General features: G+C 59.0%; 21 protein-coding genes and 1 pseudogene. 19 read left to right on the top strand and 3 right to left on the bottom strand.

Features of this window, described 5'->3' with window-relative positions; translation table 11 throughout:
* Nucleotides 1–4 precede the first annotated feature (4 nt).
* A complete protein-coding gene (locus L6639_RS29305; RefSeq protein ID WP_128930057.1) occupies nt 5–1,081 on the bottom strand; it encodes a tartrate dehydrogenase in 1,077 nt (358 codons plus the stop codon).
* A 27-nt stretch (nt 1,082–1,108) separates the two neighbouring features.
* Complete coding sequence (locus tag L6639_RS29300; protein ID WP_371825248.1) at nt 1,109–2,338, bottom strand: MFS transporter; 1,230 nt, start codon at nt 2,336–2,338, stop codon at nt 1,109–1,111.
* A gap of 216 nt (nt 2,339–2,554) precedes the next feature.
* Between L6639_RS29300 and L6639_RS29295 the strand changes: the two genes are divergently transcribed.
* Together L6639_RS29295 and L6639_RS29290 are read left to right on the top strand one after the other, a co-directional pair.
* Nucleotides 2,555–3,472 carry a LysR family transcriptional regulator gene (locus L6639_RS29295; protein WP_128930059.1) on the top strand — a complete coding sequence of 306 codons (918 nt, stop codon included), beginning with the start codon at nt 2,555–2,557 and terminating at the stop codon, nt 3,470–3,472.
* 608 nt (nt 3,473–4,080) lie between these two features.
* Nucleotides 4,081–4,335, top strand: a complete 255-nt coding sequence (locus L6639_RS29290; RefSeq protein WP_232995554.1) for a type 2 periplasmic-binding domain-containing protein — start codon at nt 4,081–4,083, stop codon at nt 4,333–4,335.
* 443 nt (nt 4,336–4,778) lie between these two features.
* Here the strand turns inward: L6639_RS29290 and L6639_RS29285 are convergent, their stop codons facing one another.
* On the bottom strand, nt 4,779–5,684 hold the full coding sequence (locus L6639_RS29285) for a LysR family transcriptional regulator (RefSeq protein WP_128955145.1): 906 nt from the start codon (nt 5,682–5,684) through the stop codon (nt 4,779–4,781).
* Nucleotides 5,685–6,126: 442 nt separating this feature from the next.
* Here L6639_RS29285 and L6639_RS29280 point away from each other — a divergent pair.
* From L6639_RS29280 to L6639_RS29200, 17 genes and pseudogenes are all read left to right on the top strand, one after another.
* Nucleotides 6,127–7,111 (top strand): annotated as a pseudogene (locus L6639_RS29280) (pyruvate kinase).
* A gap of 232 nt (nt 7,112–7,343) precedes the next feature.
* Nucleotides 7,344–8,321 (top strand): LysR substrate-binding domain-containing protein, encoded by a 978-nt coding sequence (locus L6639_RS29275; protein ID WP_128930062.1) that lies wholly within the window; start codon nt 7,344–7,346, stop codon nt 8,319–8,321.
* Nucleotides 8,311–9,978 (top strand): GspE/PulE family protein, encoded by a 1,668-nt coding sequence (locus L6639_RS29270; RefSeq protein ID WP_377818964.1) that lies wholly within the window; start codon nt 8,311–8,313, stop codon nt 9,976–9,978. The genes L6639_RS29275 and L6639_RS29270 overlap by 11 nt, the downstream gene beginning before the upstream one ends.
* A gap of 4 nt (nt 9,979–9,982) precedes the next feature.
* Nucleotides 9,983–11,197, top strand: coding sequence for a type II secretion system F family protein (locus L6639_RS29265; protein ID WP_128955146.1), 1,215 nt, complete (start codon nt 9,983–9,985; stop codon nt 11,195–11,197).
* 20 nt (nt 11,198–11,217) lie between these two features.
* Nucleotides 11,218–11,688 carry a type II secretion system major pseudopilin GspG gene (gene gspG, locus L6639_RS29260; protein WP_128930065.1) on the top strand — a complete coding sequence of 157 codons (471 nt, stop codon included), beginning with the start codon at nt 11,218–11,220 and terminating at the stop codon, nt 11,686–11,688.
* Entirely contained in the window at nt 11,570–12,142 is a 573-nt protein-coding gene (locus tag L6639_RS29255) for a GspH/FimT family pseudopilin (RefSeq protein ID WP_313753858.1), read from the top strand. Before gspG ends, L6639_RS29255 begins: the two co-directional genes overlap by 119 nt.
* Nucleotides 12,120–12,518: a general secretion pathway protein GspI gene (locus tag L6639_RS29250; RefSeq protein ID WP_128930067.1), complete on the top strand. Its 399-nt coding sequence runs from the start codon at nt 12,120–12,122 to the stop codon at nt 12,516–12,518. The genes L6639_RS29255 and L6639_RS29250 overlap by 23 nt, the downstream gene beginning before the upstream one ends.
* Nucleotides 12,515–13,249, top strand: a complete 735-nt coding sequence (locus tag L6639_RS29245) for a general secretion pathway protein GspJ (protein ID WP_128930068.1) — start codon at nt 12,515–12,517, stop codon at nt 13,247–13,249. Before L6639_RS29250 ends, L6639_RS29245 begins: the two co-directional genes overlap by 4 nt.
* An 82-nt stretch (nt 13,250–13,331) precedes the next feature.
* Entirely contained in the window at nt 13,332–14,195 is an 864-nt protein-coding gene (locus tag L6639_RS29240) for a type II secretion system minor pseudopilin (RefSeq protein ID WP_164933593.1), read from the top strand.
* Nucleotides 14,192–15,265 (top strand): PilN domain-containing protein, encoded by a 1,074-nt coding sequence (locus L6639_RS29235; protein ID WP_128930070.1) that lies wholly within the window; start codon nt 14,192–14,194, stop codon nt 15,263–15,265. Before L6639_RS29240 ends, L6639_RS29235 begins: the two co-directional genes overlap by 4 nt.
* Nucleotides 15,243–15,800, top strand: a complete 558-nt coding sequence (gspM, locus tag L6639_RS29230) for a type II secretion system protein GspM (protein WP_128930071.1) — start codon at nt 15,243–15,245, stop codon at nt 15,798–15,800. Before L6639_RS29235 ends, gspM begins: the two co-directional genes overlap by 23 nt.
* Nucleotides 15,797–16,396, top strand: coding sequence for a hypothetical protein (locus tag L6639_RS29225; RefSeq protein ID WP_128930072.1), 600 nt, complete (start codon nt 15,797–15,799; stop codon nt 16,394–16,396). The genes gspM and L6639_RS29225 overlap by 4 nt, the downstream gene beginning before the upstream one ends.
* 460 nt (nt 16,397–16,856) lie before the next feature.
* On the top strand, nt 16,857–18,134 hold the full coding sequence (locus L6639_RS29220) for an MBL fold metallo-hydrolase (protein WP_128955148.1): 1,278 nt from the start codon (nt 16,857–16,859) through the stop codon (nt 18,132–18,134).
* An 82-nt stretch (nt 18,135–18,216) separates the two neighbouring features.
* On the top strand, nt 18,217–18,867 hold the full coding sequence (locus L6639_RS29215) for a DUF1007 family protein (protein ID WP_128930074.1): 651 nt from the start codon (nt 18,217–18,219) through the stop codon (nt 18,865–18,867).
* Between the two features lie 279 nt (nt 18,868–19,146).
* On the top strand, nt 19,147–21,444 hold the full coding sequence (gene gspD / locus L6639_RS29210; protein WP_128955149.1) for a type II secretion system secretin GspD: 2,298 nt from the start codon (nt 19,147–19,149) through the stop codon (nt 21,442–21,444).
* Between the two features lie 16 nt (nt 21,445–21,460).
* Nucleotides 21,461–22,060 (top strand): prepilin peptidase, encoded by a 600-nt coding sequence (locus L6639_RS29205; protein WP_128930076.1) that lies wholly within the window; start codon nt 21,461–21,463, stop codon nt 22,058–22,060.
* Between the two features lie 45 nt (nt 22,061–22,105).
* Complete coding sequence (locus L6639_RS29200; protein WP_128930077.1) at nt 22,106–22,591, top strand: SEL1-like repeat protein; 486 nt, start codon at nt 22,106–22,108, stop codon at nt 22,589–22,591.
* Nucleotides 22,592–22,718: the final 127 nt, after the last annotated feature.

Here is a 22,718-nt window from a genome sequence, read left to right as displayed (position 1 = left end):
GGCTTCACGCGTTTTCCGCTTGGATCGCGCTCACGACAGCGTCTGTCACCTTGCGGGTGTTCGCCGATCCTCCAAGGTCTGGCGTATGCAGTTCGGGGTTGGCGGTGACGCGCTCGATTGCCTTCATGAGCCGCTGCGCGGCTGCATTCTCCCCCAGATGCTCAAGCATCATAACCGCCGACCAGAATGTCCCGACGGGATTGGCAATGCCCTTGCCTGTGATGTCGAAGGCGGAGCCATGGATGGGCTCGAACATCGATGGGAATTTGCGCTCGGGATTGAGATTGGCGGTCGGGGCGATGCCAAGCGAACCGGCAAGGGCAGCGGCAAGGTCGGACAGCACATCAGCATGGAGATTGGTAGCCACGATCGTATCGAGGCTCTGCGGGCGCATGACCATGCGCATCGTCATGGCATCGACCAGCATCTTGTCCCACGTCACGTCAGAAAACTCGCGCGCGACCTCCGCTGCAATTTCATCCCACATGACCATTGCATGCCGCTGTGCATTGGATTTCGTCACGACGGTCAACAACTTGCGGGGACGAGACCGTGCAAGGCCGAAGGCAAAGCGCATGATCCGCTCCACACCGGCGCGCGTGAACATAGCGACATCGGTTGCTGCCTCCAAAGGAGATCCCTGATGGACCCGTCCGCCGACGCCCGCATACTCGCCTTCCGAATTTTCCCGAACGATGACCCAGTCGAGCTCCTTGTCCTTGACGGCACGCAAGGGCGAGGTGATGCCGGGAAGGATGCGGGTCGGACGCACATTCGCATATTGATCGAACGGCTGACAGATCGCGAGCCGCAGGCCCCAAAGCGTGATGTGGTCCGGAATTTCTGGGTGCCCTGCGGAGCCAAACAGGATTGCATCGTGATTACGGATCAGATCGCGCCCGTTTTCGGGCATCATGCGGCCATGCCGCTTATAATATTCCCCACCCCAATCAAAGTGGTCGAAGTGAAAGGTGAATGCCCCATCGCGCTTCGCCAGCGCCTTAAGAACTTCGACGCCGGCATCCACAACTTCGGAGCCGATACCGTCGCCTGGGATTGCCGCAACGTTGTAGGTCTTCATGAGAGATATCCTTCCTCTTCCGTATGATTAGTGCGCGACGGCCGCCTGATGGCGGCCGATCGAGCGCGCGAGCAGCAACGTCAGCGTGGCGGACAACAACAAGAGTGCGCAGACGAAATAGAGCCCGCCCTCGAAGCTGCCGGTGAGGTCCTTGATCCATCCGATCATGGCCGGACCGACGAAGCCGCCGAGATTGCCGATGGAGTTGATGGTTGCGATGCCGCTCGCCGCGGCCGGACCGGCCAGGAACAGTGTCGGCATGCTCCAAAGCGGCGGCTTGGCGGCGCTGATGCCGACGTTCACCAGCACCAGCGCAGCGATAACTGAAGCAACGCCAGTCGACATGCCTGCCAGCGCGAGCCCGGCCGCCGCAACGAGGCAAGCGATGACTACATGCCACGTCCGTTCGTTGGTGCGGTCCGAATGCCTTGACCACAGATACATGGCCACCACGGCGATCGTCGGCGGGATCGCATTGAGCGATCCAACCGCCATATTCGACAGGCCGAAGCCTTTGATGATCTGCGGCGCCCATACCCCCAGCGTGTACAGTCCCGCCGACGTGCCGAAGTAGACGAGGGACAAAGCCAGAACGCGTAGATCCGTCAGTCCCCGCCAGACGCTATGGCTCGCCGACCCTGCCTTGGCCGCCCGCTCCGCATTCATGGCCTCGACCAGCCAGGCCCGCTCATCATCGGCAAGCCACTTCGCCTGTTCCGGCCGATCCGTCATGAATCCGAGCACGATGAACCCAAGCACGATGGCGGGTAGCGCCTCGAGGAGAAATAGCCATTGCCACCCCTTAAGGCCGAACAAGCCGTGCAACTCCAGAAGAGCGGCCGAGACGGGCGATCCGAGGACCGTTGAAAGAGGCGCCGCTGCCATGAACAGAGCGGTGATCCCGGCACGCTGGCGCGCGGGAAACCAATAGGACAGATAGAGGATAATTCCTGGGAAGAACCCAGCTTCGGCCGCGCCGAGCAAGAAGCGAAGAACGTAGAAGCTTGTTTGCCCTTGGACGAACGCCATTGCCCCGGATATCAAGCCCCAGGTGATCATGACCCGAGCGATCCACAGTCGGGCTCCCACCTTGTCCAAAATGATGTTGGAGGGCACCTCGAACAGGAAGTAACCCCAGAAGAAAATGCCCGCACCAAATCCGTATACGGAGGAGGAGAAACCAAGATCCTTGTTCATCGTCAGCGCTGCGAAGCCGATGTTCACTCGGTCGATAAACGCGACGAAGTAGAGTAGCATCACGAATGGCACGATCCGGTAAGCTACTCGACGGATCGTGCGCTTCTGAACCTCGTTCACCACCTTGGGCCTCCTCGTTTTTCGGCTGGCGCCCCGGCTGGCAGCCATGCCTTTTATCTACGGCCAGCCTAGAAGGAAGAGACGGCGTCACTCAATACGCCCTTATTTGTACAAAAAAATGGTATAATGGCTCGGATTCGACAAAAGGGCCTGCTCATGGAGCTGCGTCAATTGAGATGTTTCGTCGCCGCCGCCGAGCAGCTGCATTTTGGCCGCGCGGCCCAACACCTGCAGATGCTACCTTCCGCCTTCGGCCGCCACATCAAACTCTTGGAAGAGGATCTTGGTACGCGGCTGTTTGCAAGGACCACGCGAGCCGTCTCTTTGACCGACGACGGCGCGCTACTTCTTCGGGAGGCGCGCATCATTCTCTCAAAGGTCTCGACCGTGGAGGCCGTCTTGCGCGGTCGCTCGCGTTCGGTCGGAGCCCGGAATCTCAAGGTAGGCGCCATAGACAGTGCTGCGGCCGGGCTTATGCCGCAGCTGTTGCGAGACTTCCGCGCGAAATACCCCGACGTCACCGTTCATCTTCTGGAGGAAAAGACGTTCCGGCTGCTTCCCAAGGTCCTTTCCGGAGCGCTCGATCTCGTTTTCATCCGTCCTCCGGAGAAGATGGACCGAAGGCTCGAATGTAAAACTCTGCTCATGGAAACCGCAGTGGTCGCCCTTCCCCGCAGGCACGCGCTTGCACGTAACGAATGTCTGTCGCTCTCGGCGATCGCTCATCAACCGATGATCGTTCCTGATCGGCGATCTCGGCCCCACAGCCACGACTTGACCATGAAGCTGTTCGAGGACGCCGGGCTGACGCCCCGCATCGCTCAGCTCGCCGATGAAAAGCAGACGATCGTGAACATGGTTGCGGCTGGACTGGGACTGGCCGTCGTCCCCCGCTGGACCTCTCGCATGGCTGTTGCGGGCGTTCGCTTTGTTCCGCTCAAGCTGGAGCGCTTTGGAGCAGTTGGACGGCTTCCGCTCGCTGCAAGTTGGCTGCGTGGTTCCCGCGATCCTATTCGCGATACGCTTTTGACGGTCCTCGAAAAGCGGTTGCGGTCTTATGCCAAAGGTGCCTGATGATTCTTGCAGAAAGCCAGGCGCCGAGCTCCGATGCGAGCGCAAATGTCAAGCTCGCCGGTCCGAAAGTGTTTGAACCGTGTTCGGTCGGGTACCGATGGTCATCGTTGAGCGCATCTGGAAAGGGAGGCAAGGAGCACGAATACTCATGAGCCGTCGATTGTCGAGGCATCCTGCAAGCCCACTTCGCGTGCGTTTCGATGTTCATCAGCGCGATCCAAGTTGGACGACCGATCGGGGGTGCGATCCGCTGCTAGCCCCCGAGCCGTAACTATTGCGTTTCACAAACACCTCTGTTCGACCGCGACGGTCGAGGAATGCAGATGACCGAGGCAAGCCTTCTCTTGCACCGGAGCGCATCTCAGATCCTGCGTGACCTTGCCGGTTAGGAAGTCATGGCCGACGGAAAGCATCTCACCAGTGATGTCATCATCGGTGCTACCCCGTCCGTCATTGCATTGGCAGGCGCGGAGCTGATCAGGGCCTACCGGGAGCGTCTGCCCGAGTACGCCCGCACTTGCTAGAGGGACGTTGACGCGCTCGATCGACGTCGCGTTGGTCCACGTCTTCAACCAGAAAGCCCACGCTTAATCAGCAAGCGCCTCGCAGTGGAGCGGCTGTTCGCAATCGGGCCGCCAGAAATGTTCGCCGGCGATCCGGTCAGCCCCGCGAGCCTGCTTGCTATACTCTTTCCCTCTGCTCAAAATCCGATTCGAAGCCTTCTCGACGCCGGTGCCGCGGGCATCGATCTGTCGGTGTCGATTGTGCTGGAGATCGACACGATGATTCCTCTAAAAGACCTCGTCCGGCAGCGCCTTGCCCCGGCGTCCTCCCGTTCTGCGCGGTCAGACATGAGTTCGTGACGGAACTTTGAGCGCCGGCTCAATCGTCAGGCCGAAATCAGAAGGGATCTGGGCCTTATCTGCCTTGCGGATCCGGCCGCCGACGCGCGTCGCCTCCGAGCTGATTGCCCGCTTCGGTATATCCTGCGCAAGATCGTCTCCGGAAAGAGAGGACACGGTTTCGTCGATCCGATAACCGCCTAAGATAGTAGGCCCCTAAATATACAGCGATGGCGCGATGAGGCGGCGCTCCACCAACTTTGGAAGCACAACAAAACCAAGATCCGCGGTGTCTATAACGCGGCCGCTTGAACCCCATGGGCTTCTTCCGAATCTACCTCGAGTGGCCCGAAATGATGTAGCCTTCCGGCCCGGTGGTTTTCCCAGTCTGCCTAACTCCCAAAAAAACGCCCGCCATAGGTGGCGGGCAGTCTGCGGGAGAGAGTAGTGCGATCGGGTGCGACTCAAGCTTCCTTTGCGTAAGCTGCAAGATCGGCCCGCAGCATCTTCAATATGTCGTCTCGGATGGGATCCCTGGTCCCGCGCGACCAAGCAGCCGCAAGGGGAAGTTTGTTCATGTCCGACGCCACGAGCCGGACATAGCGAACCCCGCGGCTCGCCAGGCGCGACGTCCAGCTAGGTACGATAGCGATCCCCAAACCGGCCGACACCAGGTTGACGATCGTTTGCTTTTCCTCCGCAATCTGAGCAATCCGGGCGTCTAGCCCGGCTTCCGCAAAGAGCTTCATCGTTAGATCGTGGCTATGAGGCCTGGACCGCCGTTCGGGAACGATCAGTGGCTCGTTCTTGAGATCCGCAACCTTGACCATCTTCCTCGACGCAAGTCGATGATGGTGCGGAAGGGCTACGACGGCTGTCTCAAAGAAGAGAAATAGAAACTCCAGCCGCTTGTTGGCGTCTTTTGGGGGGCGCACGAAGGCGAGATCAAGCCGTCCGGTCAAAAGGCGCGGCAACAGACGAATGGTCTTATCCTCGACCAGTTGAATCGTTGCATCAGGCCGACGCTTGCGAAAGTCTTTAAGAAGTTTCGGAATAAGTCCGGCGGCAGCACTGTCGATGGCACCAACGCGTATGATTGTTGCCCCTTTGCGCGAGCGCGTCCGAAATCTGACCGCAAGCGCATCGGCTTGCGTCAGCAGCGCACGCGCATCTTTAAGCAAGACAACACCGTCGTCCGTCAGCGCGACGTTTCGCGTCGTGCGCGTCAGAAGCCGCGTGCCGAGATCCTCCTCCAGCAGCCGAACAAACCGCCCCAGGGCCGAGGGAAGCATATTCATTCGTTGCGCCGCTCTTCCGAAGTGAAGCTCTTCGGCTGTTGCTACGAAGCAGCGCAGTTGTTGCAGGTCCATCAGTTCCTCCGTACGACGACGATAACATCAAAAACGCCGGTCTTATTATGTCATTCTTTTGTATAAACGATTGGAGATTGAATCCGCTCTGCCTTGATTGCAGCGTTTTCTCGATAGCGCCGTCGATGCGCAGAACAATCAAACGCCGATCGGGCCAGGAGCCCATCCGGCTTGACGAACGATCTGGAGGTCCGGTTTGCGAAAGTGATGCTGCTCTACTTGGCTGGGACGGAGACGCCGAGTGCGCCAGGCACGATCGTGCGCCGAGCGCGCTAGGCCAGGCACATGCGGCACACTTCGATCCGCTCTTGCCTCGCGGCCCGCGATAGCAACGGCCTTCTTGATCGCGTCGGCGCTCTCATTCGCATCGATTCGATACGCACGAACGTCGGCAATGTCAGGGCTGTTTGATGGGCGGCCCCGCAATTTCGCGAGGTAAAACATGCATCGTCGGCGAGCCAAGATTATTGCGACCGTCGGACCCGCCAGCCGTTCGCCAGAGATGCTCGCGGCATTGGGCCAGGCGGGCGGATACGTTCCGACTTACAGGCAGATCACGCAAGGCGTCATGGCGCAATTCGTCAACTCGAACGAAGATTCAGCCGCCCTATTGGTATTCTTCAGGACTTGCAGGGGCCAAAGATCCGGGTTGGTACCATAAGGAATGGCAGATTTTCCCTCAGTGCCGGTGACGCCGTTCGCTTTGTTCCGTCGGTCGGCGTCCGGGCATATCGATGACATCGTGCGCCTCTCCGATGGGATAGTGATCGCGCGCGTTGATCTTGGCGTCGCAATTCCGCATGCGGAGGTTCCCGGCCGACAAAAGGAATTGATCCGATCGTGCCGCCTCGACGCTCAATGGTTGCTGCGCCGACGCCGACACGCGCCGACACTTCGGATGCGGCCACAGCGATCTATGGCGGAGCCGACGCGATCATGCTGTCCGCGGAATCTGCGACCGCGCAATATCCGTGCGAGGCCGCCACCAACATGAGCCGCATAATCGAAAGCACCGAGCGACATAAAATGTATCGTTCGATCGTCAATGCGTCGGAGCCGGACGAGGAGCAGACCGCCCCGACCGCGGCGGCTGCGGATCTCGCAACGATGATCGGAGCCTCAGCGATCCTCGCCTTCACCTCGAGCGGTACGACTGCAACGCGCATCGCGCGCAAACGTCCCAAGGTACTGATCCTCGCGATCACACCGGAGGAACGGGTCTCGCGCCAACTATGCCTGTTGTGGGGGCGCCCACGGCATGAAGTCCCCCAACATAAGCTCCTACGAGGAGATGGTCGAACGCGCGACGCAAACCGCTCTCAACGTGAACTTTTGCGGAGAATGCCGATGTCATCGTCGCCGTGGCCGGCATACGTTTCGGCGATGCCGGCACAACCAATAATTTACGCGTGGTGACGATTGCTTAAGCGCTTCGCCGCCATCCTGGCCGCCCCCTTCCTCTAACCAGCTGACGTCGCAGCGCGGCCTATGCCGTTTGCCGGCCCAACCTTGCGCAACTGCCCAGCAGATCACGTCCTCGCAAGAAATTATTCTAATCGTTTGTATATTATAATGAGCATTGAGGTCAGCGAGCCAGTGACCTTAAGATTATAGATTAGCGGGCGAATAAGTTCCGTTTTGCAATCGGGAAACGTCGGGGTGAAACCATTAGCACAAGATCTTGAGGTGTTTATCGTTGCGGCGCGGCGGGGAAGTTTTGCTGCGGCGGCGACAGAGTTAGGTGCGTCGCCTGCCTACGTCAGCAAGCGCGTCGCGCTACTTGAGCGGGCACTCGGACGCGTGTTGTTCCTGCGTACCGCTCGACAAGCGGTGCTCAGCAGCGATGGGGAAGTGTTGCTGTCCAAAGCGCAGCGCGTTCTCGATGCCTATGCGGATTTTGTAGCTGACGGTCCTGAGACCGATTCCGTCGCCCGCGGCAGCGTACGAATTACGGCAAGCTCGGGTATTGGCTGCAATCATGTCGCACCACTTGTATCGGAGTTGGCGCTCCTACACCCGGAATTGGATATTCGGCTGGAAATCGTCGATCGGAGCGTGGATCTGGTTGAGGAGAATGTCGACATTGACATTCGGGTCGGCAGGGTACGCGAGCCTCACTTGCTCGTGCATCCTATTGCGCAGGGAAGACGCATTCTCTGCGCGGCTCCCAGCTATCTCAATCGACGCGGCATGCCGGAGGAACTCGGCGATCTCGCTGGACATTCGTGCCTGGTCATGCGCGAACGTGACGAGGTGTTCGAGCGCTGGACTTTGCATGGTCCCATCGGGATGCGCACCATCAACGTCACCGCTGCCCTCTCCACCAACCATGGCGATATCATCCGCAATTGGGCGATTGCCGGCCGTGGGATAATGCTGCGTTCTTATTGGGACGTGGCCAAGGGGCTCGCGAATGGCCAATTAGTCCACGTGCTTCCCCTCTGGTGGCAGCCGGCTGATATATCTGCCGTCACCAAAGTCCGCTCAAGCAGTGTGTACCGATATTATCTTTGCGTCCGCTATATTCGCGAGCGGCTCCGTGACGGGCCATTCGCACTTGCCACAAAGCGATGGCCCGAGACTCCAGGTGAAACAGAGCTCACACTTGAGGAGGCTCCCGCGCTTCATGAGGCCTGAAACCGTGACTGAGTTTGCAGAGCGCCTTCGGGGCGATGCGCATGTCGCAGCCGGCATGGGCGGCCTTGTCGCCGAAAAGCTCACGCTGCGCCAGCTTTTCGAATCGTCCGACCTGTCGGCCCAGGAGTTTGCCGACGCGGTCGCAGCCTTTTTCAAACATGACCGTGCGGCTTTAGCCGACCTCTTGGCTGGGACGAGCTTGGTCGAACACTTCTCGCCTCGCTTCCTCCGGGAAATGGCGATTTTTCCGTATCAGCTCGCGAATGGACGCGCCGTGATTGCCCTGTTCGATCCCACGGACACGGCAGCGATCAGCGCCGCGGAGATTGTACTCGGCCCCGCGGTAAAGGTCGCCATCGCGTCGTTTGAGGACATTGATACCGCGCTCTCTCAGCGCCTTAGCGAAGGCGAGACCACCGCAGCGAATAGGGATAATACCATCGCTGTCCGCGAGGAGGATATCGAAAGCCTCCGCGACCTAGCTAGCGGCGCGCCGGTCGTCCGTGCCGTCTCCGAATTGATCGAAAAGGCCGCCGAGCTTCGCGCCAGTGACATACACATTGAGCCTTTCAGGACGGAACTGGCAGTGCGTATGCGGGTTGATGGCCTGCTTCGCCATATCCCCTCACCATCCCATGTACTCCCACAGGCCATAGTCTCCCGCATCAAGATCCTGGCGGGTCTCAACATAGCCGAGCGCCGATTGCCTCAAGATGGCGCCGCGCGTGTCCAACTTGGGCGAGCTGAAATGGATTTGCGCGTCGCTATCATGCCGACGCAGCATGGTGAGTCTGCCGTCATTCGGCTTCTGCCCAAGGAGCGGGGACTCCTTGCGATCGAGAAGCTCGGCTTTGCGCCCGACGACGAAGCAAAGCTCCGCGCAGTCCTGACGCTCCCGCACGGTCTCATCGTGGTCACCGGACCAACCGGCAGCGGTAAAACCACGACGCTTGCGACCGTGCTCGGCCTCCTCAACGAATCCTCCCGGAAGATACTGACGATCGAGGATCCGGTAGAATACGAAATCAAGGGCATCAATCAGTCCCAGGTAAACTCTGCTATCGGCCTGACTTTCGCGAAGGCATTGCGCGCTTTCGTGCGGCAAGATCCGGATGTCATCATGGTGGGCGAGATCCGTGATGCCGAGACAGCGGAAGTAGCGATCCACGCTGCCCTGACCGGGCACCTCGTCCTGACCACGCTGCACACCGAAACCGCTGCGGCCGCCGTGCCGCGACTGCTGGACCTCGGCGTCGAGGCGTTTCTGTTGAGTTCAACCCTCCGTGCCGTGATCGCGCAGCGGCTGGTGCGGCAGCTTTGCGACCGGTGCAAAACAACGAGCCGGCTCGAGCACTCGGAGTTTGCGGCCGATCGGCGGTACGCCGCGATCGGCCTTCGGGTTGGTGATGAAGTTTACAAGGCAGGCCGATGCGAGCGTTGCGGCGGAACGGGCTACCGCGGCCGCGTTGGCCTGTTCGAGGTCCTTGAAGTGGCCGATGAGGTTCGTCAGCTGATGAATGCGCACTGCGACGCCGTGTCGATTGATCGAACAGCGGTTCGATCTGGAATGACCACCATGATCCAAGACGGCCTCGCGAAATGCCGAGCCGGCGTCACGTCGCCCGCGGAAGTTCTCCGCGTAACGACCATACGATAACGTGATGCAAACCTTTCGCTATCTAGCTATGACCCAGAGCGGTGAGCTCGTAAACGGTATGATCTCCGCGTCCACCGCGAAGGAAGTTTTCGCGCGTATCGAGTATCTCGGTCTCGTTCCGATCGAAACAGTCGCTCAGGACACTAAGGTTGCGGTCGCTCATATCGCTGCTGGTTTTCTTGGGCGACCACGCGCCGAAGACGTGACCATCTTTACACGTGATCTTTCTTTGCTGCTCAAGGCGGGCGCGAGGCTTGACGATGCACTGGAGTTGTTGTGCTCAGATGACGACATCGGCCGCCTGCGCCCGATTGTGAGTAAACTCCGCGTCGCAGTGCTTGCGGGCGAAAGCTTCGCTGAAGCCGTCGGCAAATATCCGAGTTGCTTTCCGCCTATCTATGCGGCGCTCGTGCAAGTCGGCGAAACGTCCGGGAAGCTCGGCCACCTTCTCGATATGCTGGCAAGCGAGCGCGCGCGCACGGAGGCCTTGCGCCGAAGAATTACTGATGCGCTGCAATATCCTGCATTCGTGTTGCTCGCTGCATCCTGCGTGCTGGCATTTTTTGTTCTCGTGGTACTGCCACAGTTCGGAGCTGTGTTGCGCGATTTCGGCGCCAAGCAGGACTCGCTGATTGTCACGGTGCTTGGCGTTTCTGAATGGACGCGCTCCAACGGTCTGGCGATTCTTGGAGTCGCAGGGGCCGCCATCTTTGCAGCCTATGCCGTCCTCCGCCGGCCCGTGATCCGGTTCCGGCTGCTCGCAACACTGATGCGATTGCCGGGCCCCAGTTCGATTTTTCGGGCCTACCAAACTGCGGTGTTCTGCCGCAATCTCGGCATCCTTGCTGGCAGTCAGGTACCTTTGACCACCACCCTGCGCATCCTCGTCGATATCATGTCCTTTTCGGGCGATGTTCCCGCCTGGACAACCGCGGCTGATCAAGTACGACACGGCGCGAAGCTTTCTGACGCCCTTTCCCAGTCAACGGTCTTGCCCATGATGGCGATCCGCATGATCCGCATTGGCGAAGAAACCGGCCAGCTGCCAATACTCGCCGGGCGCATCGCGGAGTTCTACGAAGCCAAGCTACAGAGGAGTCTTGACCGGCTCGTCGCCGTTATCGGACCGGCGGCCGTGATCGGCATTAGCGTGGTTGTCGGCGGTCTCATCGTTTCCATTATGACGGCCCTGCTGTCTATCACTCAACTCGTATCGTGATCTCAAAACAGCGAGCGCAAATGACGCTTATCTCATCCCGCGCAATGGCCTGGCGGCGGCGGTCGTTCGCAGCGGGCGAGAATGGATTCACCTTGGTCGAGATGCTGGTCGTCATTACGATCATCGGGCTGATCATGGGACTGATCGGCCCCCGCGTGTTGAACTATCTCGCTGAGTCCAAGGTCAAGACGGCCAAGATACAAATCCGCAGCCTCGCCAGTTCGCTCGATCTCATGTTTCTCGACACGGGACGCTATCCGTCATCTTCGGAAGGCCTTAACGCCCTGGTAAAACCCGCAGCTTCGATGGCCGGATGGCACGGTCCCTACATCGATGGAAATAGCCTACCGAACGACCCGTGGGGTAGGCCCTATGTTTACCGGTCGCCCAGTGGGAACGCCAAGTTTGAGATCATGTCCTACGGGGCTGACGGGCATGAGGGCGGTGCGGATTCTGCCGCCGATATCTCGTCAAACAGCAATGAGAAATAGCCCGGAAGCACAAAACGGATTTACTTTGCTTGAGATGGTCTGCGTGTTGTCCATCGTCGCAATGCTGGTCGGTATCCTTCTGCCACGGCTTTCGCCTGGAACGTCGCGGCCGCGGCTCGAGGCATCGGCACTCGAAATCGCGTCCCTATTGAAGATCGACCGGAACGCGGCAGTTAAGAGCGGGATGCGCGTGCTGACCAGAATCGACGCGAGCACCCGGCGCCTGCAATCAGGTTCGAACGGCAGCGTTCTCGTGGTACCGGACGATGTGACGCTGGACGCACTATTGCCACGGGATTGCGAAGGACGACCCGCCCTTTCGACCATAAGTTTTTTCCCGAGCGGGTTCTCGTGCGGTGGCACGCTTAGACTCTCGCGTCTGAATACTGTCTACGAAGTTCGTGTGAATTGGCTTACGGGGGGAATCGAGATTGTGCGCGTTCCGGCTGTGTAATGCCTCCCGCAGCGTCGCGGGGTTTACGATCGTCGAGGCATTGGCCGCTCTCGCGATCGCCACCGCCATGCTGGCGGCGATCGGCTCGCTCATGTCGACCAGCATAAAAGGCGCGCGGAGGATTGATGATCGCATGGTCTTGGTGGAGACGGCGCGCACTCTGGCGGCAGCATTGCCGCCGCGCGGCGACGCAACCACGGGCGTAACGTCGGGTGAACTCAACGGCATTGTCTGGCGCGTCGATATATCGCCCTTGCTCAGGACAGCGTCCGACAAGCAGCAATGGGTGCCGAAACGGGTCCGGATCCAGGTTAAATCTTCAGCAGGTACGAGCTTCGCCCTGGAAACTGCGCGTCTGGGCCGGAGGTCGCAGTGATAGCCCGGGATCACCTCTCCCAAGCCTTGCACCGCGCGAGTATCGCGGGGTTCACGCTGTTCGAAGCTCTCGCGGCGATCGTACTTATGGGGATTGTTGTTTTTTGTCTAAGCACAATCGCGACGCATTGGCTACCCAGCTGGGATCGTGGCCTGGCGCGCGCGCAACGCGCCGAGCTTATTGGCATCGCCCTTGACCGTTTAACCGCCGATCTTGCGGCATCGCAGTTCATTTCCGCCAACGGCGGAAGCAAAAAGCCGCTGTTCAACGGCACAGAAGGATCTGTCACTTTTGTGCGCACGGTTACAAGCCCCAACGCCAAGTCGGGCCTCGAGATCGTTAAAATCGAAACAATCAAGGACCCTACTGGTCTCGTCCTCATACGCTCTTCGAGGCCCTTCGTCTTGTTTGAAGGTGCGATTGACCCGTCTGGCTTTGGTAATCCCGTCGTCCTGCTGCGATCGCCCTATCGGGCCGAGTTCGCCTATGCGGGACCCGGCGGCGTGTGGAAGGCGAACTGGCTGAATGTCGGCCACTTGCCGGCCGCCATCCGCCTCACGGTCCAAGATCACACCCTTGGGGAGGCGAGGGTAATCTCGACCACGACGCTTATTCATGTTGACGCGCCTGCACTATGCATCAGCGGAAAGAGCACGGATTGCACGGGAGAGCCCGACACTAGTCCCGATACGGCTCCCGCAGCGGACTCTCTCGAGAGCCGTCGGACCTGAGGCCACAATGATATTTTGCAATCCGCAGGAAGGACACTTATCTGGGGGGCGGGAGGGCTTTATCCTCATTGCGGTCCTCTGGATGTTGATTGCACTCGCGACACTTGCGTCCATCTATTCGATTTACATAGGCAGTTCTTCCTGGTCGAGTTCGGTGATCGAGCGCCGTCTGCAAGCCGATCAATTGGTGTCAGCCAGCCTTAATCTCGCGACCCAACGCCTTGCTGTGGCAGACCAGCGCGATCGACCTACGCATGGCCACTTCAGCTTCCGGCTAGGCCAAGCCAACGCATCGGTCAGATTCGTTTCCGAAGCGGCCCGGCTCGATCTCAATCAGGCCCCGCGCGAACTACTATCGAGTTTCTTCATAGCGATCGGCGCATCGGAGGAGGATGCCCCGCGTTTTGCTGCGCGGATTGTTGGTTGGCGAGAGCGCTTAAGACCATCCGATCGCGCTAATGAAGCGCAGCTTTACCGCGCCGCCGGCCGCGGCTATGGACCGCGAGGCGCTCCCTTCGCACATGTAGGAGAGTTATGGTTAGTTCAAGGTCTGCCGCAGGTCATCATAGAACGAATGTTGCCTCTGGTGACCGTTTACAGCGGCAGGTCCGATATTAACGTCTTCGACGCGCCGCCCGAGCTTGTTGCGGCTTTGCCTGGCATGACCCTAGATCGTCTGAATGGTTTTCTTGGCCAACGGCAGCTCGTGGCTCCCAGTAAGGACGCTCTAGTCCGACTGCTCGGTTCAGATCAAACCGCCGCGACCGCCGATGCAAGTGACGCGTTCCGGCTGGACATAAAAATAGGGGGCGCAGGGGGATGGAATAGCTGTGCGGAAGCGGTCATCTTGCTACAGGGTCCGGACGATCCTTTTCATATCCTTGCCTGGGATGACAGTTTGCGCGGTGACTGTCGTCAGGGCATGGCAACGGCGAACCCGCCATGATCCTGTTTAATTCGATAGCGGCAGGCCTCGCTTCGTGGGTACAAGCCGTGGCGTCCGAAGTTTCATCGCTCTCGAACGGCTTGCGCCGACGCTCGCAGGTTCGGATGGTGGAATTCGAGAAGGATCAATTCACCCTTCATCTCGTGACCGACCCCAAAAACGCGAAAGCGCCTGACCACGCGCTCGCGGTCCTGGAGGGAGCGGTTGCTAGCCCAATCCCTCCAGCATGGAAGTTAGCTCTGACTGGAAGTCAGCTTGAACTTGTCCTTCACCCGGCGCGATTTCTGTTTCGCCCGCTGGATTTGCCGAGGCGCGCTGCCGAATATGCGGCGGGTGTCGTGAGGTCCCAAATCGACCGACTAACCCCGTGGGATGTGCAAGAAGCGGTCTATGGTTGGAGTGCTTCACCTGACGAGACTGGCGACCGCATTCAGCTGACAATCGCTGCCACGCCTCGCGCTAAGCTAACGCCCTTGCTCGATGCTATCGGATCGCTTGGGACTTGGTCAATCCTGGTCTCCACGTCACGTTCGAACGTGCCAATTAGGATCGTTGAGACACAAATACACGGACCGACCGATTTCCGTCGTGTTCGTACGTGCCTGATGGTAGTTCTGCTGTTAAGCGGCTTTGCTGCCACTTCGTCGCTTTGCATTTCAGCGCTCATTTCGGACGGTTTGGCCCTGAGACGGGAAGAACTCTCTCGAAAGATATCGGTGCTCACAAGAGCGTCGCAGAATGTTGTTGCCGAATCCGCTTTGCGAGAGCTCGAACAACAGAAGCGCAACACTCCTTCGCCCGTAATGGCGATTGAGGCGCTGTCGGATCTACTGCCAGACAACACGTTCCTAACGGAGCTGCGTATCGATCACGCGAAACTACAGATAGCGGGCCTTACGAGCGACGCCGCATCGCTCATCCGCCTGATCGAGCAGTCGCCCCAGTTTTCACACGCGATCTTCTTCGCTCCAACCACACGGTCTGAAGGAGCAACCAAAGAGCAATTCCACGTCGAGGCTCAAATCAACCCCGCATTCGCCGCTATCCATGAACCAGACCTACCGCATTAGACGCTACGTCAGCGCCATTCCGTTCGTTGCCACAATTTGTTACGCGGCAATGACGGGATTTCTATTGCTGATCACGGGCTGGACGGCGTTGGACCTGGCGGAACAGCATCGTACGCTGGCGAACGCGAACGAAATGTTCGACAGGTTGCAGTCACAACAGCGGGCGGCCCGCAGCACGAACGACGGGGCGCTCGCTGTGAGTCCACCAGTTGTCGAAGGTCCCACGGTCACAGTCGCGGCCGCCGTGGTGCTGCAGCACGTTTCTGCAGAAGCGACGCGGATGGGAAGCAACATCTTATCGTCGCAGGTCGATCTGCAGGACGCAGGAGCACAACACGGGATCGTCAGAGTCTCTGTCGATCTCGAGATCGAGCAGCCGGCCCTTCAAGGCCTCCTTTACGAGCTGGAGGCGGGATCGCCCTTCCTGTTCATCGATCAATTGGTCATACAGGTACCCGAGTCGTCGACAAGACACGCCGCGACGAAGGTGCGCGTCGCAATTGTCGTCTCCGGATGGTGGCGGAGTGTCAAATGAAGTGCCCCCTCACGATTCAAGCTCTCGCGCTGGCCTTCCTGATCTTGGCAGTCGAATCGGGGAGGCGGCCTGCCGAGGCGAGTCAGACTTCAACGGCTACTGGCCTGAATCCGCCAGTGTCGCCCACAATGGAGTACCTGCTTGCGAAGGAGCCATTCGAGGCTACCCGATCGGAGCATAATCCCATTGCCAAAGTCCCCCTTGCGCAGCTCAATAAAACGCAAGAGCGCCCGCTATTCTCTCCGTCACGCCGCCCTCCGTCTCTGCCGCCGCCGAACGCGCCCACTATCCCCGTTGTCGTCGCGGCTCCCAAGCCGCTCGAGCCTGAGCTTCCGCCATTTGAACTCGTGGGCACGATAACTGGGGGCGCCGACAGCATCGCCGTCTTTGTGAATCGCGCGACTGGCGAGACGGTGAAGTTGCGGCAGGATGAAGTTCAATCAGGATGGACGTTGCGCGACATCGGAGCGCGTGAAGCCACGCTTTCGAACGGCGAGAACATCAAGGTTCTGGCTCTCGCCTTGCCCGGCACGACCGCAGATCCGGCGCCTGTGGAAGCCAGCACCGCTTCAATACGGCATCCTGCGAAGCGTTAAGGGTAAATGCGATTATGTTAGCGGATCAATCGCAACCGCCAAGTGTGCCGCGCTGCGATGGGTCGCCTTCAGGTACACCGACACGACGATCTCGTAGCCGCTCGTGCCATTGCGTGCAATGCCGCAGACCCTACGTTGCAGCGCACAGAGGCAATTCATCTTGACAAGCAACACTTCGTGTCGCTCGACAACACACCTCAGATATTGATGTCCGTCATTCAGTCCCTAGCATCGCGAGAAAGCGCCTTATGAACCGCTTTTCGTTTGGCGCGGCTGGCGGGGGACTTTCAAACATCAATGGCCCGATCCGATCTGTCGCCTATCTACTCGGAAACACGAGCGAGGCTTTTCGAGATGGCGACCTTCACTCTAACGATTGAACAACCGAAAGAGGAACCTTTATATGTTACGCAGGAACTCAATCCCAACCAAGTGTGCCTTGGCTTTGGCCGCGACGCTCATGGCAGGTTCGGCGTTGTCGACCACGGCTCACGCAAACAATGGCGACTTGATCGCAGCGCGTCAGAAATTTTTCGGCGACGAGAACGTCGATCCCGAGTCCGGGCGGGTCAGTCCCGACAAGGTCATCTTGTCGTGGCTCTCGAATTCAACTCTGGCGGCTTCCATTGCCGGCCACGTTTTGCTTTTGGACACTTACGTCACTCGGCTCGAAGTTTCGCCGGGCCGCACGCCCTTCGTTATCGGCGATTTGGTTGCTCTCAAACCAGAAGGCCTTCTAATCGGGCATGGTCACTTCGATCACGCGGACAACGCGGCCTACATCGCTGCGATGACCGGCGCGAAACTCTACGCCACCGCGGAAACCTGCGTTGCCCTGCAAGCCGATTTCGCGCGCGAGCAGGCCGACCCGGCGATTCAAGGTAATCCGGCTACGGCGTTTCCTCACAAGGCGTCGATCTCCTGCAACACGGTCACGACGACCGGTTCGGTTCCCGGCACCCAAATTGTCAAACTGGACTTCCTGGAACCGGACGCCTGCGTAATCGCCTTCCGACACTTGCACTCGGTTGCAGTCCCGGTCGACCCGACCTGGCCGCGGGCACCTAATCCGTCCGTTTATTATGCGGTTGACCCGCGCGATCCGGGGCTGTTTCCGGCCGGAACGCCGCTTGCGCCCGGGAAAAGTGGGACGCTGCCTGGGCAGATCAACATTGCTACCAGCGGCAGTGGTGGTCCGGGTGGCCCTATTCCGCTGTTTTTCGATTTTGTGTTGCGCGAAGGTCGTCACTTCACCTTTGCTTGGTATAACTCGTCGGGAGCACTCAAAGAAGGATTGGGAAGCGGGTGGCCCAACGGCACGCCAGCTGACGGCCAGCGTATCACGAACATCCTGAAGAGTTTACCGGCCACCGATGTGGATGCCGGTACGATTGCGACAGCCAATTTCGATAACAATTCTTATCGTGATCCCTTCGCGTATATTCAAGCGCTGAACCCGAAGATCTTCATTCCGTTGCATCTGACCACCGGGTCGACCTTCAAGGAATCCATCTCGCCCGCCGTTTACGGCGGATACCTGGATCAAATTAAGCGCCTCGGCCTGACACTCGATCAATGGCCAGACACACGATGGCTCGTTGATCCCGAAGATTACGCAAAGCCCATCGTCTACGACATTCGGGACCCGCGCTGGGACAATCCAAAGAAGCTGCCCGCCATCAAGCATTATTGCGGTTCTGATCCAGACGACCACCACGACGACCACGGGAAGCCGTGACCACCGCGCCGACGGCTGCTCGAAAAGAGGAGCCGTCGCGCCCTTCCACGATCCGCGCGCCGGATGCAACTGAAATGATGCAATGAAACGCTCTCTGATTTGGTTCGTAATCGTCGCAACGCTGTGTGTGTGCATCCACGCAAGGCACGTCGACGCTCATCCGGATATATTGGTTCACATGCATGATGCGGTTATCTTTGATGGAAATGGCTCTATCAGCGGCGTCCGCGTATCTTGGACCTACGATAGGGAAACGTCGGTGACGGCATTGCGAAGTAGCGGCCTCAACGAAAGCGCCCCACACCTCGGGCGTGACCAGCTTGATCCGCTGGCCAGGGCGACGGTTAATTCGCTGCGCGCGTCTGACTTCTATACGTTCGCGCGCGTCAATGGCACCAAGCAGCCATTCGATGGCGCATCCGATTCATGGCTCGAGTGGGATGGATCGGTGCTAACATTGCATATGGCTCTCAACTTCAAGCAGCCCGTGAGCAACAGCAATTTCACGCTCGAGCTCTTCGATGAAACAGACGAGATCGAGTTCGATTTCCAAGAAGGAGACGCCGTCATCATGACGAAGGCACCCAAAGACTGCGCGCTCGTCGTCGCACGGCCAGGCGATGCCGCCGCTCAACGGGAACTTCTCGGCGATGCTTATCTCAATCCCAACGTTCAACCGGTCGGTTGGGATGCGCAATACTCAAACAAGGTTTCGGTGCGATGTCTAAGTTAGAGGCAATTACAGCCTTGCTCAACCGAATGAAGTCGCCGCTCGACGCTGAACAAGCTGTCTTATGAGCGATTTCGCGCGCGGAGACATTGCTTTGCAGAATTGTCACGGGCGAAACGAAAGTGTCGGTGCAGCGATATTGTTGCATGCGGCTTAGCCGTTGCGACAACAACATAAGGAGTAACGTCAATCATTGAGAAGATTGGGCGCCGCGCGGTTCACGCGCTCGACGATCTGCTCGCATTTGTAATGAAGACGCGAGAGAGTGAGAGGCTACGCGCTATGTTGACACGCCTGCACCGTTTGCGATGTGGCGCGAAGCTGAAGAAGACAATTGCCCTAGTTGCCGCGGGGGCTCTGACGGGATGCGGCGCGCCACTCACGTGGCAGGACACTCACACCAAACCTGACGTAATGGATGAGGTTCGTAATCAGGATCTGCTTCCCCGATTTCCGGAACGCACCGCAGAAGCCGATCTGCAAGGCACTGTCCGGCCAGGTCGCGCCCAACTCTTTTCGGCCGAGCCGGTCTCTTCTATGCAGGCAATCGTGGCCCCGGCGACGAGTACCGGCACCGGTCCCGGGTATGAACTGAATTTCGAAAACGCCACGATTGCGTCGGTTGCAAAAACTGTACTCGGCGACATCCTGAAGACGAGCTACACAATCGACCCGCGTGCTCAGGGCAATATCAATATTGCGTCGGGAAGGCCGGTTCCGAAGCAGGACTTGCTGTTCGTGTTCGAGAGTGCGCTCCGATTGGCAGGAGTCGCGCTCGTCCGCGACGGCGCCGCTTATCGAATTGTCCCACAGACAGAGGCACTCGCAGCCGGCAGTCTTGATTCGCAGCCTGCAAACGTGGAGCCGGGATTTGGCGTCTCTGTCGTGCCGCTTCAATACATATCGGCCGGGACGCTGATGCAGCTCCTGGATAGTTTTGCTACGAAGCCCGGTGCGGTTCGCGTGGATAAGGCTCGCAACATGCTGCTGGTTCAGGGCACAGGGCCCGAGCGTCGCACGGTCGTCGATACGGCTGTTGGTTTCGACGTTGATTGGATGCGGGGGCAGTCAGTCGGTATCTTTCCACTCCAGAACAGCGCTCCTGAGCCTGTCCTGACAGAACTCGAAAAAATCTTGAATTCAAAGGAAGGCGACGTTGGGCACGATCTTGTCAAGTTTCAGGTAATGGAGCGCCGCAACGCGATTTTGGCGGTAACCTCCAAGCCGCAGCTCCTGCGAACGGTCCAGACTTGGATTGGCCGACTCGACGCATCAGATCCTGCCCGTGTTGTTGTACATGTCCGCCGGGTCAAGTACGGCGACGCCCGGCAGCTCGCGAAAGTGCTCGGCGAAATCTTCGGCGGAGGCAGCTCAAATGCAACCGACAGCGCGGCGGGACAGGTCGCGCCTGGGAGCGGTTTGGTGAGGACATCGTCCAATGCCGACCGACTACCAGCCATCTCAACGACTTCCAGCTCCTCCACAAGCACAAAAGGCAATACTGATTTCGGCGGAGGCGCACTCGGGGGCGGATCGCGAACAGGGAACGACACTGGCGGCTCGGAGCTACAGAGCGCTGGCCTTAGCGGCAGGCCCGTGATGGAGGGGATTCGCATCGCAGCCGACGTTTCCACGAACTCCCTGCTTATCTATGCGAACGCTCAGAATTACCGGACCGTCGAACAGACCATACGCCAGCTCGACCAACCGCAGGCTCAAGTCGCGATCGATGCGACCATCGCTGAAGTTACGCTCAACAACAATCTGAGCTACGGGGTTCAATTTTTCATCCAAAGCAAAAACCTCGGTATGGCTCCCGATCGAGGCTCCGCCCTGAACGTCCCAAGCTCCCCCCCAGGACAGCAGTCGAGCGTCCTCAATGGCGTCGCATCCGCTTTCCTTAACCGCGCCTTCCCAGGCTTTAATTTCCTCGTCGGCCCTGAGGCGCAGCCCAACATGATCATAGATGCGCTGCACGCGGTGACAGATGTCAAGATATTATCGAACCCTTCGCTGGTTGTGATCGACAATCAGGTCGGCACACTACTCGTTGGGAACGAGATCCCGGTATCGACCGGCACCGGCAACGTTCTCAATTCGGCGACCGGCACCAACAACACGATCATCAACTCAATCGACTATCGCAACACCGGCATTATCTTGCGCGTCATTCCTCGGGTTAGTCCCGACGGCAACGTGCGCCTCGATATCGAGCAAGAAATCAGTCAGGCGACGAACGCGACCGCGAACTCGCTCACGCCGACCGTCTCGCAACGCAAAGTGAAGAGCTCTGTCGCCGTGCCGAACGGGCAAACCGTACTCTTGGCAGGCCTCATTCAGGAAAACACTGAAGTCGATCGTGGTGGGATTCCGGTTCTCGACGAGATACCGAAAATTGGCGACCTCCTGTCGCACCAGAACAAGACGACGACCCGGACCGAGCTCATTATCTTCATCCGTCCGCAAGTCATTCGGGACAGCATTGCCGCCCACTACGTCGCCGAGGAGTTTCGGGCAAAGCTGCGCGGAACGGTCGAGTCCCTTCCTTCCAAGGGAAGACAACCGCCACTACTTCAATGAAGGAGCAACGAGGAAAATGCCGGAACGCCTCTCGCGTTGCTCGCAAAAGTTTCTCACGTTCCGAGCACCGACCCACGTCACGGTCACGGCGGCATTCGTCCTCTGCGCCGTCTGCATGGCGACGAGCGTCGCAGCGGATCCGAGCTCCGCAGGCCTCCTCGGGGCGGCATTCTCCGCCGTTGCCATCGCAATCGCCGTTATAGATGCGCGACTCTTCGTAATACCAGACGAACTGACCATCCTGGCGCTTGTACTCGGATTGGCAAACGTGTTCGTGCAACCTCCAGACTGGATGGTGCCGACGCTCGCGACGGCAGCATCGCGCGGAGCGGCATTAGCCGCGATGTTCTGGCTATTGCGCATCGCCTACAGGTCCGTCCGTCTGCGCGACGGCATCGGGTTGGGGGACGTCAAACTCGCCGGCGTTGCTGGAGTCTGGCTCGATTGGAATCTGATTCCAATCGCAATCGAGGTCGCGGCCGGATCAGCTTTAATCGCCTGCGGAATTGCGGCGCTTCTCCGTCGCGACAGCATCCAAGCCATCACCCGGCTGCCGTTCGGTCTGTTCTTCGCGCCAGCCATTTGGGTCACATGGCTGATATGGAAGGTCTGGTGAGGTTCGAATGATCGTTGCAGATTGCAAATCGACTCGGGAACATCTATGAAGAATGCACGCCCCCTGATCGGAACTTTGTTCCTCACACTGTGGACTATCGGCAACGTGTTCGGCGCCGAACTCTCCGAAAACGGGCGCTCATTCGCGCGGCGACATGTTTCGGCGGCGGGCGGTGCGATTGAAGCATGCCGGTCCGCTCGAGCCGCAGCTGTCTTGGGCTTCAGGCACGAACATGGCTTCAATGTCCCGCAGTCCTACGAGATAGCCGCGGCGTATTACCACACGGCAGCCGCATGCGGTGATCCGACAGGCCAATATTTGTTCGGCCTCTCCTACGATAAGGGGCATGGCGTTGCGCAGGATGGCGTTCTTGCGTACATGTGGCTGAATTTGGCTGCCGCCCACGCTCCTCAGCTACGGCGCCCGTATTACCTTCGAACAAGAGACGCGGTAGCCAATAATCTCACGCCTGCACAACTCAGCCAAGCTCAATGGCTAGCCATTCAATGGCGGCCCGGAACGGCACCTTAATCCCACTTTTCGAGGTTCCGACCAGGCCTTCTTCGATCATGTGCGAATGGTGCTAGCCGTCGCTTTTCGCGGCGCAGCTAGGATGCATCTGTAGACTCTCGGTTCGGCGGCGTGGCGGTCGACGTCG

Origin of the sequence: Bradyrhizobium zhengyangense (assembly GCF_022012555.1) — a bacterium.
Classification (GTDB): Bacteria; Pseudomonadota; Alphaproteobacteria; order Rhizobiales; family Xanthobacteraceae; genus Bradyrhizobium; species Bradyrhizobium zhengyangense.
Note: the sequence above shows the minus strand (reverse complement) of the source record. Positions and strands in the feature narration are given on the sequence as shown.

Coding starts and splice junctions, on each gene's coding strand:
- gspD (WP_128955149.1), top strand. CDS start 19,147: ATGTTGACACGCCTGCACCGTTTGCGATGTGGCGCGAAGCTGAAGAAG.
- L6639_RS29255 (WP_313753858.1), top strand. CDS start 11,570: ATGTTTACCGGTCGCCCAGTGGGAACGCCAAGTTTGAGATCATGTCCT.
- L6639_RS29265 (WP_128955146.1), top strand. CDS start 9,983: ATGCAAACCTTTCGCTATCTAGCTATGACCCAGAGCGGTGAGCTCGTA.
- L6639_RS29285 (WP_128955145.1), bottom strand. CDS start 5,684: ATGGACCTGCAACAACTGCGCTGCTTCGTAGCAACAGCCGAAGAGCTT.
- L6639_RS29220 (WP_128955148.1), top strand. CDS start 16,857: ATGGCAGGTTCGGCGTTGTCGACCACGGCTCACGCAAACAATGGCGAC.
- gspG (WP_128930065.1), top strand. CDS start 11,218: ATGACGCTTATCTCATCCCGCGCAATGGCCTGGCGGCGGCGGTCGTTC.
- L6639_RS29295 (WP_128930059.1), top strand. CDS start 2,555: ATGGAGCTGCGTCAATTGAGATGTTTCGTCGCCGCCGCCGAGCAGCTG.
- L6639_RS29200 (WP_128930077.1), top strand. CDS start 22,106: ATGAAGAATGCACGCCCCCTGATCGGAACTTTGTTCCTCACACTGTGG.
- L6639_RS29225 (WP_128930072.1), top strand. CDS start 15,797: ATGAAGTGCCCCCTCACGATTCAAGCTCTCGCGCTGGCCTTCCTGATC.
- L6639_RS29300 (WP_371825248.1), bottom strand. CDS start 2,338: ATGCTACTCTACTTCGTCGCGTTTATCGACCGAGTGAACATCGGCTTC.
- L6639_RS29205 (WP_128930076.1), top strand. CDS start 21,461: ATGCCGGAACGCCTCTCGCGTTGCTCGCAAAAGTTTCTCACGTTCCGA.
- L6639_RS29240 (WP_164933593.1), top strand. CDS start 13,332: ATGTTGATTGCACTCGCGACACTTGCGTCCATCTATTCGATTTACATA.
- L6639_RS29215 (WP_128930074.1), top strand. CDS start 18,217: ATGAAACGCTCTCTGATTTGGTTCGTAATCGTCGCAACGCTGTGTGTG.
- L6639_RS29235 (WP_128930070.1), top strand. CDS start 14,192: ATGATCCTGTTTAATTCGATAGCGGCAGGCCTCGCTTCGTGGGTACAA.
- L6639_RS29305 (WP_128930057.1), bottom strand. CDS start 1,081: ATGAAGACCTACAACGTTGCGGCAATCCCAGGCGACGGTATCGGCTCC.
- L6639_RS29270 (WP_377818964.1), top strand. CDS start 8,311: ATGAGGCCTGAAACCGTGACTGAGTTTGCAGAGCGCCTTCGGGGCGAT.
- gspM (WP_128930071.1), top strand. CDS start 15,243: ATGAACCAGACCTACCGCATTAGACGCTACGTCAGCGCCATTCCGTTC.